Annotated in this window: 10 protein-coding genes; 5 read left to right on the forward strand and 5 right to left on the reverse strand. The window is 66.1% G+C overall.

The window, feature by feature from the left end:
- Positions 1 to 91: 91 nt before the first annotated feature.
- Positions 92 to 4,144 (forward strand): helix-turn-helix domain-containing protein, encoded by a 4,053-nt coding sequence (locus tag JL11_RS01925; RefSeq protein WP_052004698.1) that lies wholly within the window; start codon positions 92 to 94, stop codon positions 4,142 to 4,144.
- 18 nt (positions 4,145 to 4,162) lie between these two features.
- On the opposite strand, the gene JL11_RS01930 is transcribed toward JL11_RS01925, so the two are convergent.
- Positions 4,163 to 5,086: a HEPN domain-containing protein gene (locus JL11_RS01930; RefSeq protein ID WP_054764189.1), complete on the reverse strand. Its 924-nt coding sequence runs from the start codon at positions 5,084 to 5,086 to the stop codon at positions 4,163 to 4,165.
- Positions 5,087 to 5,438: 352 nt separating this feature from the next.
- Here JL11_RS01930 and JL11_RS01935 point away from each other — a divergent pair, with 352 nt between their 5' ends.
- From JL11_RS01935 to JL11_RS01945, 3 genes are all read left to right on the forward strand, one after another.
- Positions 5,439 to 8,618: a hypothetical protein gene (locus tag JL11_RS01935; RefSeq protein ID WP_054764190.1), complete on the forward strand. Its 3,180-nt coding sequence runs from the start codon at positions 5,439 to 5,441 to the stop codon at positions 8,616 to 8,618.
- Positions 8,619 to 8,703: 85 nt separating this feature from the next.
- Positions 8,704 to 9,381, forward strand: coding sequence for a hypothetical protein (locus JL11_RS01940; protein ID WP_054764191.1), 678 nt, complete (start codon positions 8,704 to 8,706; stop codon positions 9,379 to 9,381).
- A gap of 2 nt (positions 9,382 to 9,383) precedes the next feature.
- On the forward strand, positions 9,384 to 10,421 hold the full coding sequence (locus JL11_RS01945) for a hypothetical protein (protein ID WP_054764192.1): 1,038 nt from the start codon (positions 9,384 to 9,386) through the stop codon (positions 10,419 to 10,421).
- Between the two features lie 443 nt (positions 10,422 to 10,864).
- Here JL11_RS01945 and JL11_RS01950 read toward each other — a convergent pair whose 3' ends face one another.
- Positions 10,865 to 11,494, reverse strand: coding sequence for an HAD hydrolase-like protein (locus JL11_RS01950; RefSeq protein ID WP_197273335.1), 630 nt, complete (start codon positions 11,492 to 11,494; stop codon positions 10,865 to 10,867).
- A gap of 142 nt (positions 11,495 to 11,636) precedes the next feature.
- Between JL11_RS01950 and JL11_RS01955 the strand changes: the two genes are divergently transcribed.
- The gene (locus JL11_RS01955; RefSeq protein ID WP_054764194.1) at positions 11,637 to 11,936 is read left to right on the forward strand and encodes a hypothetical protein; all 300 of its coding nucleotides are present in this window, start codon (positions 11,637 to 11,639) and stop codon (positions 11,934 to 11,936) included.
- Between the two features lie 22 nt (positions 11,937 to 11,958).
- Here the strand turns inward: JL11_RS01955 and JL11_RS17085 are convergent, their stop codons facing one another.
- Genes JL11_RS17085 through JL11_RS01970 form a run of 3 tightly spaced genes read right to left on the reverse strand, consistent with a single transcriptional unit; the run spans position 11,959 to position 12,711 of the window.
- Complete coding sequence (locus JL11_RS17085) at positions 11,959 to 12,342, reverse strand: helix-turn-helix transcriptional regulator (RefSeq protein ID WP_082382559.1); 384 nt, start codon at positions 12,340 to 12,342, stop codon at positions 11,959 to 11,961.
- Complete coding sequence (locus JL11_RS01965) at positions 12,332 to 12,517, reverse strand: hypothetical protein (RefSeq protein ID WP_054764195.1); 186 nt, start codon at positions 12,515 to 12,517, stop codon at positions 12,332 to 12,334. The genes JL11_RS17085 and JL11_RS01965 overlap by 11 nt, the downstream gene beginning before the upstream one ends.
- The gene (locus tag JL11_RS01970) at positions 12,514 to 12,711 is read right to left on the reverse strand and encodes a hypothetical protein (protein WP_231681368.1); all 198 of its coding nucleotides are present in this window, start codon (positions 12,709 to 12,711) and stop codon (positions 12,514 to 12,516) included. Before JL11_RS01970 ends, JL11_RS01965 begins: the two co-directional genes overlap by 4 nt.
- Between the last annotated feature and the right edge of the window lie 46 nt (positions 12,712 to 12,757).

A 12,757-nucleotide genomic window follows, 5' to 3' on the forward strand; every position in this document is an offset into this window, starting at 1 on the left:
ATAACACGGTCGTCCCGTCTTGAAGGCAAGGGTCGTCTCTCCCTACCTAGGATTCACGCCCAGGGCGCACGGGGAGGGACTATTCGGCGGGATGACGCAGCAAGGGTTCAGCGCGAAGGACATGGTCGGGGCCCGCGCCTTGTTGGCGTGGTCGCAAGCTGACCTGGCCAAGGCGGCGAATATTCACCCCAGCGAGGTCGCTGACTTCGAGCTCGATCGGCGTGAGGTCAGGCCTGCCGCCATCGAGGCCATGACTGAGGCGATCGCAGACGCCGGCGTCCGGAACGACGATCAAGGCCTCAGCCTCATTGAAGATCCCGCTGCGCCGACCCCCTTCTCCGGCGGGAACCCGACCCGCTTGATCGAGGCTTCCGACCTCGTCGTCTGGGCCGACAGCCGCGACGGCCAGGCTGGCATGCCCGAGCTTCTGAGCCGTTTGATCCGCGCCGAGCGCGGGGTCGCCGCCAGAGTTCGATTCCCGTCCGGCGACAGCGTCGCTCAACATGGCTGGGACGGCGAGGTCCGCGTTGTCGGCGCGTCGGTCAGGATTCCGGATGGCCAGTCGGGGTGGGAAACCGGGACCGACCAGAACAAGAAGTCAAAAGCCGATGGAGACATAGAGGCCCGAACGACGGATCACGGCGACCTCGACCCGGCGGATACGACGTTCGTCTTCGTAACGCCCCGTCGTTGGGCAAAGCAGAAGGACGTCTGGGCCAAGGCGCAGCGCGCCAAGCGCATCTGGAAGAACGTCCTGGCCTATGACGCCGACGACCTGGTGGACTGGATCGAGTGCCATCCCGGCGTCGGCCAGTGGCTCGCAGTCCGCCTTGGCAAGCGCCCTAGAGATCTGAAGTCACTCGCGGACCTCTGGGCGGACTGGTCGGGCGCGACCCAGGTTCCGTTGAGCGGAGAGCTTACATGCATCGGACGCGACGAGGATGCTGCGGTCGTCCTGCGGTGGCTTTCGGCCCCCGCCTCAGAGCCGCTGTTCGTTCAGGCCGAGTCCGTCGAAGAGGCGGCGGCCTTTTTCCATGCGACGATCGAGATGTTGCCTGATCGGTACTATCGCGCCGTGGAAACCCGCGTCCTGGCGCCGGAAACATCGGCAGCGGCGGCGGAGCTTGCCGACGGCCTGACGCCGCTCATCCTCATCCTCAACGAGACGGAAGCCGGCGTCGCTCAGCGGCTCTCTCGAAAGGGCCATTATATCTACGTCGCCCTGGGCCCGAACTCGGAGGCGCCTGACTCAGCGCGTCGGTTGGCGAAGCCGACCCGGAACCAGCTGCAGCAAGTGTTGGAGCGGATGGGCCTCGAGTACGGCCAGGCGCAGAATCTCTCGCTCGACGCCGGCCGTAGCCTCGCCGTCCTTCGCCGTCTCATGCCTGCGGCACCGGGCAGCCGTCCATCCTGGTCGATCCCGCAGCCGCCTCGTCCGATGCTGGGTGCGCTTCTCGCCGGCGGATGGCTCGAGACGCTGGACGGCGACAAGGCCGTCATCGAACAGCTGGCCGGCGTCCCGTACGAAGAGGCCGTCAGAGCGCTCGGGCCATACGCGACCGCTCTGGACGGGCCTCTGCGCAAGCGCGAAGACGCGTGGCGACTGAAATCGCCTCGCGACGCCTGGACCCTCCTCGCGCATAGTCTGACGGCTCCGGACATCGACCGCTTCCTGTCCGTCTATTGCGAAGTCTGCGCCGAGATCGATCCGACATGGGACATGGCGCCGGACGAGCGCTGGCTGGCTCCCATTCGGAACATCCACCCGCGTTTCTCGTCATTCCTGAAACAGTCGATGACGGAAACGATGGCGCTTCTGTCGTTGTACGGCGACCGGGCGGGTCTGGTGGACGGCGTCGAGGCGAAAGTCGCCAGGTCCCTCACCACAATTCTGGACGGCGCCACGGAGGCGATCTGGTGGTCCCTCGGACCCGTCCTGCCGAAGCTGGCGGAGGTCGCGCCTTCGGCCTTCCTTGGCGGCATCGAACGTGCGCTCGGCCCGACGCCCAGCCCACTGATCGCCTTCTTCGAGCCCGAGACGTCGACCCACACCGTCACGCGGCTTCCCCAGCTGATGTGGGCCTTGGAAAGACTGGCCTGGGATCCGGCTCTTCTGCCTCGGGTCGCCGACGTCCTGGCGCGGCTCGATGCGCTGGATGGGGGCGGCAACAACGTCGCCCGTCCGAAGCAGGTTCTCACCACGATCTTCCTGTCGTGGTCTCCTCAAACCCACGCGACGCTGAAGCAGCGGCTGGCCGTCATCGACGGCCTGCGCAAACGACATGGAGACATCGCCTGGGATCTCATGATCTCACTCCTGCCGCGCTCGCACGCGATCACGATGCCGACGTCGTCTCCGCATTGGCGCAAGGCCGCGCCAACCGACCGCGAGGCGTCGCCTGAGACGGTCGTCCACGACTGCGTCGTAGAGGTCTCAGACCGGCTGATCGAGGATGTCGGCAATCGGCCAAAGCGTTGGAAGGCTCTGCTCAAGGCCATGGAGCTCCTTCTGCCCGACGCTCGGGCTGGGATCGGCCAGAAGTTGCTGGAGGCGGAGCCGACGATCATCGGCGAAGAGGATCGCGACTTCACGCGCACGGCCCTTCGGAAGGTCCTGGCTCGCCACCTGGAATTCCAGGACGCGGACTGGTCGATCCCGGCGGATGAATTGACGGTCTTCCAGACCACCCTCGAGCGGTTCAAACCCGAGGATGTCCTCTGGAGGCATGCCTGGCTGTTTTCCAACGGCACCGGCTGGATGGGTTCCGTGCGCGAGTGGCGTCAGTCGCTGGACGAAGCGACCGCCGCCCGTGCGGCGGCCTTCGAGGAGATCGTCGAGGTGCGCGGAATCGACGGCGCGCTGGCCCTCCTCGACCGATGCGATCAACCCCGGTGGGTGGGAGAGGCGGTAGCGCACTCGCCCGCCGCAGCGTCCTGGCGGTCAGACTTCATCGAACGCGGACTGGCCTCCGATGACGGGCCGCTCTGGCAGGCCGCAGCCGAAGCGATCGGCCTTCTACGCGAGAAGGAAGGCGGCGCCGATTTCGTCACCCGCCTGCTGCCGGCGCCGGCCCCCCAACTTGACGAACGCGTGGTCGGACGCCTGCTCCACTTCCTCCCGGCGCGCCCCGAGACCTGGTCGGCGGTCGCGGCCTACGGCCTCTCGTCAGAAGATCGCTACTGGCGTACTCTCGCGGGGTGGGCGGTGGCTGAGACCAAAGAGGAAACCGAGCACGCGATCCGGCGCTTCAACGTCGTCGATCGCGCTCGTGACTCTCTCCATCTGATCGGAAGCCGCCTTGAAGTCGACCTCGATCCAAAGCTGATCGTCGAGACGCTCCACTTGGCGCTGAAGACGATGAACCAGGCGAGCGAGGACACGAACGAGCCGGTGATGCGGCTCCACTACCTCACGCGGATCCTCGCCCACCTCGAAAACCATCCCGAGGTGTCGGACGAAACCTTGGTCCTGCTCGAGTGGTACTACTTCCACATGCTGCGGTACTCCGAGCGACCCAGCCCGGCTTTACACCGCGAACTGGCGAGGAACCCGGACTTCTTCCTCCAGGTGCTGACCATGGTCTTCCTGCGGGACGACGACGGCGGCGGCGCAGACGAGGACCTCCCGGGCGGACCCGCGACGCCGGAACAGCGGGCCGCCATGGCCCGGCACGGCTACGATGTGCTGGATGCTTGGAACCGCATCCCCGGCGCAGACGACAAGGGGCGGATCGACGGCGCCGAACTCGAGCGGTGGGTCACGGAAGTGCGCCGCCGCGCGTCGGAACTGGGACGCAGCCTGCCGGCTGACCTCCGGATCGGCCGCATCCTCGGGATGAGCGCAAAACCAGCCGGCGAGGTTTGGCCTCCCATCGCCATCCGCGAGATTCTCGAGAGCGCAGGATCAGAGACCCTGGAGGATGCTTTCGTCTCGGGTGCGTATTCATCGCGCGGAGTGATCACCCGTGACCTGAGGGAAGGCGGTCGCAAGGAGCGGACGCTGTCTGACCGCTACAGAGATCACTCGTCGGCGATGGCGTCAGACTACCCCGTCACCGCCCGGCTACTGAATGACATCGCCGATATCTACGACGGGCGGGCGAAGCGCGAAGATGACGAGGTCGAGGAGCGGAGCTGGCACTGAGATGCCAGCCGAGCGTGATCAGCTTGCTGCGCCTCGAAGCTGATTGAGGCGCTCGCGGCAGACTTCGGCGACGACGGCCCCGAGGCGGCGGGCCGAAATCGCCAGCATTTCGAGGTCTTCCCGGCTGACATCGTACTGGTCCGAATAGCGGGCCTCGACATAGGCGCGCTTCAGCGTCTCGAACCGCCGCCGTTCGGCCCGCTGCTCACGCGGCCACGCCTCGACAAGGCGCTTGTCGATGTCCTCGGCCAGCGACCTCAGGAACTTGATGTTGTGGGACCGCGGGAAATAGAACGTGTGGACGAGCAGGAAACAGATGTAAGCCGCCTCCACAGTCTGGTGGAGTTGGAACGCTGCGTTCTTACGCCTCGAAAGCGTCGACTCCTGCGCCAGCAGGTGCGCGACGGTGTCGAGCCAGACTTCAATGTCCGCCTGCTTCGTATCGAAGTACCGCTGCGCCATCTCCAAGGCGTCAGCCGGCGTCATCGGCTTGGGAGTCGCCAACGGATGGCCCGGCAGCTCGTAGAGCATGACCCCGTCGCGGGCGATGTCGGTCCAGAAGTATTCGCCGCGTCCGAGAGCCTGGTTCACCTCGGCGAGGTCGTGCACGATGATGTTGACGATCCGGCCAACCGACGGGTCGTGGAGGATCTTATTCTCGGCCTCCCACCAGTAGTCGGCGATGTCGGTCAGCTTGGGGTGGCTGACGATGACCAGCAGATCAAAGTCCGAGAGGTAGCCGTTGTCCGGTTCGTCCACCCAGTCGGTGCGGGCGTAGCTGCCGAACAGGATGATCTTGAGGACCTTGCCGCCCTTGCGCCAATCCGACGTGCCGCCCGCGCCTTTCCGGAGCGCCGCTTCGAACTCCGTCAGCAGGGTCGCGCGGACGTGCGCCAGCTCCTGCTGCTGACGTTCGGGGAGATGGTCGAGGGTCGTTTTCATCGCGATGACTCTAGCGAGAAATTCGCGTTCTGCCGGATATATTTTGGCCGACCGGCACAGATACCCACGAAGCTAGGCTGGAGGCCGCACAACCGTTAGTCTCACTCCGAGAGCGGCGGTCACGCCGGTGGGATCATCGCTGAAAACCACCCTAGAACCTGCCCCTCGCGCCACAGAGGCCGTCGCCAGGGAGCCGCGCATTCTTCGAGTCTTCGCCCACCTCGCCAACCTCACCCAAGGACTGGCCGCACTTCGAAAGCCGTCGCTCCAGCGGATCACGACACGGCTCCACCGCGAGCATCTCCGGCGGAACGTCGCGTCCGCCGGGCTGCGGCATGGATCGGGCCGTCGCATGCTCGCGTTCGTCCGTCGACACTGGCGGGTGTCGCTCCTTGTGGCGATCGCCCTCTACGGCGTTGTCGGCACGATCACCGCCCTTGTGCCGCCCACCGATTACGGACCGCAAATACCGGGCGATCTGGCCGACTATTTCCGCGATCTCCAGACCATCAACCTGGCCCTGCTGGGCGCGCAGGCGACCTTGCTGGGCCTGGTCTATCCCCTGGTGATCGCCTTGGTCGGAATGCTGTTTGAGACGCGGTCCTCGACCGGCCACCGGCTTCAGATCTATTTCTCCGAGACCGAGGCGGCTTCCGTAGGCGGCCTGGCGCTGACCTACATCGCCTTCGTGGCCCTGCAGTCGCTCCTCTACGCCCAGCTCGAGCTCAAGGTCGTCGGCGCGATCACCGTGCTCAACGTGATCTGGTTCGCCATCAATCTCCTGGGCCTGGCCTTCTTTGTTCTGAGAAGCCTGGATTTCATCCAGCCGACCCGCCGCGTTCGACTGACGCGGAGCTACATCGCCAACATCGCCTGGCGCGATCAGTTGCGCGGCCTGATGCTCGCGAACCGCTGGGTGAACGCCGCGAGGTACAAATATCTGCCCGAGGACGCGGCCGAGTCCGAGTTCACCATCACGCCTTTCATCAGCGACGCCGACCTCGTCGCCCGCGAATTCTCCAGCCCACGCCGGCTGCGTGACATCCGCTTCGGCGTACTGTCCGTGGCCCTCAAAGCCAGAACGAAGCGCGCTTCGGCCGAGGACAAGGAAATCCGCACGACGTTAGCGGGATGGCCCGGTCAGGACTACGCCAGCCGCGCGGTCCTGGTTCGAGGCGTGGGTGAAGCGAGCTGGTCCGAACGCCGGCTATTCCTCGCCGCCTTCCGGTTCGGTCCCGTCTCACACGCGGACCCAATCCCGACGACCGAGGGCCTTCTGGCGGAGGGCGCCGCCGATCTCGTCTCGCTGTTCGATGCTGGTCGGCTCGATGATTTCAAGGCGCGCCTGAGGGAACTGCTCGAACAGCACGCGCTCTACTATCAGCTGGCGCAAACGCCCCAGAACCCCGGCGACCCACCCTTCAACTACGGCGCCATGGACGCCGGTTTCCAATCGCTCGCGATGGAATGGGTGCGCGCCTACATCCCCTTGCTGGACCGTCTTGCGGAACGGCTGAGCAGCGACCCCAAGTTTCTGGAGAGCGCGGCCTCGCTTGCCGCCCGGCTTCAGCACCGTGTTGGGAGCGCTCCGCACGAAGCGACCCGCGCATTGTTCTTCCCGACCATGTATCTGGTGCGCGGCCTGCTCCTCACCGCGACGCGCAGTCGAACCCTGTCGCCAGGGACGACGCCCGAGCCGACCTTCGCGTTCTCGGGTCCGAAGGCGGACGCCTATACCCGCGCCTGGCAAGATGTTGTCGGGGGCTGGGAGACCTTCGCCGAAGCTCTCGCTCCGCTCGGGACCAGCAAGCCGGCGCCAGGATGGCCCCAGATCCGGGCCCTGGCGCCGGGTTTGGCGCGACATCTGCGCGACACGGCGATGATGGTCGCCGTGGCGGCTCAATCCGGCGAGACCATCGCCATCCGCTGGACCATCGATCTCATGCTCAAATGGGACGAGCGCAATCGGCGGATCTGGCCGACGTCAAGCCAGGGTTGGGCCGTCGGGCGCGCACTGCCTACTCTGGAGCTGACGTCCCGGGAATGGGAGGCCGTGCCCGCCTCTCTCTACCGTCACGACGATCGCCCCGCAGAACCGATCGATGTCTTCGACGCGGCGATCGAGAACGCCTGGCGAGACACCCTTCTGGTGCTCGTCTGCAGCCTGATCGGACGCTCCGTTTCTCCCGCTCCCGGCGTGGTGAATGACGGCGCGGCCATGGCCGCCTGCGCCCTGTTCCAGAATCGGGAGTTCGACGCCGGCGCCTCCTATCACCCGCGTTCCGCCCCGCTGGTCACGGAGGAAATCCTGCGCTCGATCCTCCGCCTCGTCGGCGAGTCCGGTCGTGACGACGCAGCCTACGGGCGGTCCATCGAGGAGCTCGCCGAGCAAATCAGCCGCCTGGAGGGGCCGAACTACATCTCCGGTCGGGTCTATGGGTGGTCGGGAGAGGCGTCTCTCTGGGGTCAGAACACGACCCATGGCCTGCTGATCGCCGCCAGCCTGAATACACTGCCCGCCGGAAGAACGGGCAAGATCGGCGTGTCGGGCACGATCAGAACCCTTCTTCTGCCAGCCTCCGATGAAGCGCGACGAGCGATCATCCGGCATCTGGAGGGAATCCGCGATGCATTGCCCGGGATCGATCGTGTCCACGGAGCGGGGATAGCGTCCGCACTGACCGCATCCGTGATCGATGTGCCCGAGCTCGAGACACGTCTGGACCGGGTGCGGGAGTGGTTGGAGGAATGCCTTTCGCTCATCCACGTCGCGCGTGAGCAGGTCCTGTTGTCCGCTCCAGTCGACACCGCCGCGCTGAGGGCGATTTCCGACGCCGCCCAAACCAAGGGCTTCTCCAAGGCAGAAGGGGCCTTCCCGGTATCGGCCTTCGCCGTGATCGATCAATCCTCCGACGCTCTGAAGCCTAGGGTCTATCGCCAGACGCACGTCCGCCGAGGAAGCTACGTCTTGCCCCCGATGGACGACCGGATGGGCAGCGAGGGAGAGTGGTGGGCGCACGAACTCGTGGGTCGCGTGGGCGAGATCGTGCTTCTCGATGTGCTCGAGGCCTCCACCCCGTCGCGACGATCCCCGCGCAGCGCAGCGACCTATTGGAAGGCTCTGTCCGAAGCGCTCGAGGCCGTGCGCGCGACCGGGCAATCACCCGTGGTGATCCGGCCTCATCGGCAGGACCCTAAATGTCTCTGGGACTGGACCCACGGCAGCGGCGATCGCCCATCGGACTTCGCCTTCGTGCGCCAGCCGAATGAAGACGACAGCTACGACTTCCATCTCAACGGTACGCCCGTCTACTCGTCGAGAGCCGCGAACGGAGCCACATGGGTGTTCGGCGTGGAGCGGCTGGATCGGCTGACGTTCCAATCCTTCGGCGAAGAGGGTCTGACGAAACTGACGCTGGAGCCGGATGCGGCGAATCCGTGGTCGGCCTCCCTGCGTCTTGAGTGGGCACGCAGGGTCCGCCTGTCCGACGGCCCGGCGTTCCGCATCTCGCACCCCAAGCCATCGTCGTGACAGCCCGGCGATCGCGTTCCCGCCATGGACGGCGCTCGGCCGTGTTCCTACAGTTGCCCCACCTGAATGTTCGGAAGGTCACGCAGTGACAGAGGCGCTCCTCAATCAACTGGTCGAAACGGTAGAGGCGCACTACGCCGCCCCCGAGGCGCCGCCGCTGCTCGCATCGCGCTTTGGGCATAGCAACAAGGCCCTCCTGAACGACCTGAAGGGCGCCTATGGCGGACTGCTGGCTGCCGTCCGGGCCGCCGGCGAGGACCGCCTCAGGATCGCCGACACCCGCCCCGGGCGGGAGGTCATCGCGCCGGCGGACCGGGCCGCCGATATCGGCAATGAGGTGCAGCAACTGTCTGCGACGGCGCGGGCGGCCGGCTCCAGTTTCGACAGTCTTCCGAAGTCCGTTCAGATCGCCTTCTGTGTTCGGACCGAGGCCGGGGAAGTCGTCACCCTTCGTGTGACCTCGCCCTACGACTACAAACGCATCAAGGCCGGTGAAATGGTTCGGCCCGGCTTCCGCATCATCGCGGAAGAATATCGCAAGCCCGGTCTCGCCCTCGCTTCAGCCACCGTCCAGGACAAGCAGGCTTTGTGGCGACAGTTCCTCGCCTGGGCCCAGCAGGAGCAGCTCGACCCTGCGACCTTCCAGGCCGCCAAGAAAGACAGCAACGCCCTGGCCCGGTTCCTCGCCGCCCAGCCTTCGGACATTATCGGCCGCATCGTCATTCCGGCCGATATCGCAGAGATGCTTCTTCGGCGGAGCTAGGCGTGGCGGGGAAGGTCAAGACCAAGGCGAAGCCTGTTTCGCGAGCGAAGACACGCGGCGTCGCCGGCCGAGCGCCGCTGCTTGTGCTCGCGGGCTTGCCGCAAGCCAGCGCCGCCGCCGCCGCGAACACGATCAACAACGACGGAAGGACGCCGTGGCGGGCGACTACGGTCGCCTTCCCGGATCGCGACCCCGTTTACGACGTCGCAGCCGTCGAGGAGCTCGCTGCTCAGGTTCTCGCCTATGCCAGGGAGAACTATCAGGGCGAAGAGAACCCGGTGAACCCGACCCGCATCGTTCTCGCCTATGTCGACGATGAGTGGACCCAACCGTTATGGGAGGTCTTCGGCAGCGCCGTCTTCCCGATACGCATGGCGGACCCTGGCTGGGAGTGGCCGGACGGTCGCCCATGGCGTTTTGACGCTGATGCCGTGCATGCAGCCGTGAACCGCGCACGCGTCACCGCCGAAAGTGAGGAGGTGAACGGCACCCGGCGAAGGCTCGAAGCCCATCGTCGCGACGATCCGTTGCTTCTGCCGGCCCGAAACTTCGAGCTGGCCCGAAATGCGGTGTTTCATGACCGCTTCCTCGCCCTGCTGGAGAGCGGGATCGCACCTGCGGACATCGCCGCGATCGACGAGGACGTCGAGCGCCGCAAGTTCCCGTTCAAGCATCTGCCGAAATTCTACGCCAAGACAGGCGGGCAGAATAAGAGCTTCGCAATCGACCGACGCGACCTCGTCTTTGCGAAGGCTCATGTGGGCCAGGACGGAGGGGTCCACGATATCCCTGCGGACGCCGAAGAGGACCTGACCGCGGCCAGGCTGCGTCGGGAACTTGAAAGCCGCTTCCGGTTCGGGACCCCGCTTCAGCCCCCCGGCTTTCAGCACGATGTTCAGAGGGAGTTCGGCACCCCTCTGGTCCGGGAGCGCATGTTCTGCATCGATCGCGGCCCGGTGCATGTGTTTGGGGATCACGCCAACGTCTTCGGCAGCGACATGATCACCGCACACCGGATCGAAGACGCCCAGAATGAGTAAAGGGCGGGTGCTGGTGCACCCGCCCGATACATAGTCGCGTTATCTTCGTTTACCGCCGATTCAGTTGAGGTCTCAACTGCGTCGGCCCCAAAGCTCCAAGGCCCTATGTCCCCAGTGCCCGGTTTCAACGGATCCAAGATCCTCGGCGACGGCGAGAGAGGTGTTATCCCCTCGTCAGTCCCGTGCACTTCCACCAAAAATGGCTCAGGTGCGAATTAGGATAACGCAAAAACCTGCGTACTATTTAGGCGCAAACCGCCTTCACGACAAGCCGCACGCTTTAAAGCGCGCTGTGGAGGTGCGCCGGGCGTTGAGAACATGTGAGATTCGCATGCGCTCACGCCTTTAGCCGAAGCCTGTACATACGCGTGAGCCGCACCGGGCGGCGCCATTCTAACGTAGAGACAGGCCGACAGGTAGGTCGCGGCGATCGTGAACCGTCGTCAGGCCAAGAGCACAGCGGCAGCCTCGGCCGGCGTATGGACCATGTAGTCCGGCACGGCGGCGCTGAGAGCCGAGGCCGCTCCGTATCCCCAGGACACGGCCATGGCGGCCACATGAACGTGGTGCGCCGCTTCGATGTCCCGCACCTCGTCGCCGACGGCGCAGACGCGGGCCGGTTCGACATCCAGTTTACGGATCAGGGAAGAGAAGCGCGCCCCCTTGCCGAACAGCGACGCGCCGCAGCTAAAGGCGGAGATCAACGCCGCCGATGGCCCGAGCACCGCGCGGACGTTCTCTTCGCTGTTGGAGCTGACCACGGCAGACCGGACGCCGCCGTCATGCAGCCGCCGCAGAAGATCGGGGACGCCTTCGAACAGCGCGATCTGGTGCGCCTCATCGGCCATTCGCTTGCGCAAATCGGCGGCGATCCCCGGCAGGCGGAGCGGCGACACGCCCAACGCCTTGACGACGTCTCGGGTCGGCAGGCCCCGAAGACGTTCGATCTCCGCCACATCGGGAGACCGGAAACGATGAGCCTCGGCGAGGCTCGGCAGCTGGGCGATGAACCATGCCGCGCTGTCGGCGAGCACGCCGTCGAAGTCGAACAGGACGAGTTTGTATTGGGCCATTCGGATCGCCATAGCGGGAATACGGTCGGCGGGCACGGGGTCCCGCCCCGCTACGTCCCGCTGGCGATAAGAAACAGGGTGAATGGGGCCGTTAACGGCGACGCTTAAACGAGCCTTCAGCGCCTCGCACTAGGTGTCGGGAATGAGCTTCCCCGTCGCCAGACCCGATCGCCGCATTCTCGCGCGCCGCCGGTGCGCCGAACAGTGCGTCATCGAGTACGGCCAGGGAGAGACAGCGCCCGGGGTGCTGCGCCAGCTCGATCTGCACGGCGCTCGCGTCAGATTGCTCCAACGGGGCGCCTCGCTCTCGGGCGATGTCCGCATCCTCACGCAGGCCGGCGACGAGGTTTTCGGCGCGACGGCCTGGCGCATCGGCGACGTGCTCGGCGTGCGGCGGCACTCCCGATCCGAAGCCAGGATCAGGGCGCTCGGGGCAAGCTGAACCCCGCACTAGACCCAAGGCGCTAGAAGTCGAAGCCAAGCTGACCCTCTGCAATGACAGGGCCGCTCCGACGCCGGGGGCGCGACTTCGGCTTGCTTCCTCGCGGTGACGGCGACGGGTTCGGCTTTGCCGTCGGCGTCGCGATGACGCGGTCTTCGCGAGGACGGGGCGGCGTCGGCCTGATCGGTCGTGTCGCCGGCTGGGGTTCCGGTGCCGTGGAACCGCGGCTCTCGTTCCAGCGGGCGATATCGCGCTCGCGCCAGGCCACCCGTCCGGGCGAGATCGACACCGGCTCCGGAAAGTCTCCGGCCTGACGCATGCGCCAGGCGGTCGTGCGGCCGAGGCCCGTCAGGTCCCGGACCTGCCGCCAGCCCAGGAACCGCTCGAGCCCGTCGTCATGGGCCATGACGCTGCTCCAGAAGCGCCGTCGCGCGATCCCCCATGACCGAGGCGAGCGCCGCCGCATCGTTGGCCGCGTCCAGGGGATCCCGGCTCCACCAGACCAGCAGCACGGCCTTGAGCGGATAGCTGACCGTCGGATCGTTCATCAGGGTCTCGAGACTGGGGCGGGTGGTCGTCATGGGGTCGCCTCCCGACGCCGGGCCTCCCGCCGCAGCCGCTGGCGCTCGCTGGATGAGGCGGCGGGCGCCGTGATCTGGGCCTCGGCCCAGGTCTCCAGCAAGTCCAGCGGGTAGTAGGGCTTGTTTCGGATGTGCCGGCACGGCGGGCCGCCCGACCCGGTCGAATAGGCGCGCGCCAGGGTCGTCGGCTTCATCCGGATGCCTTTGCCCTCCAGGAATACGGACGCCTCCGCGCGGGTC

The sequence above is a fragment of the Brevundimonas sp. DS20 genome (assembly GCF_001310255.1).
In the GTDB taxonomy this organism is placed as follows: domain Bacteria; phylum Pseudomonadota; class Alphaproteobacteria; order Caulobacterales; family Caulobacteraceae; genus Brevundimonas; species Brevundimonas aurantiaca.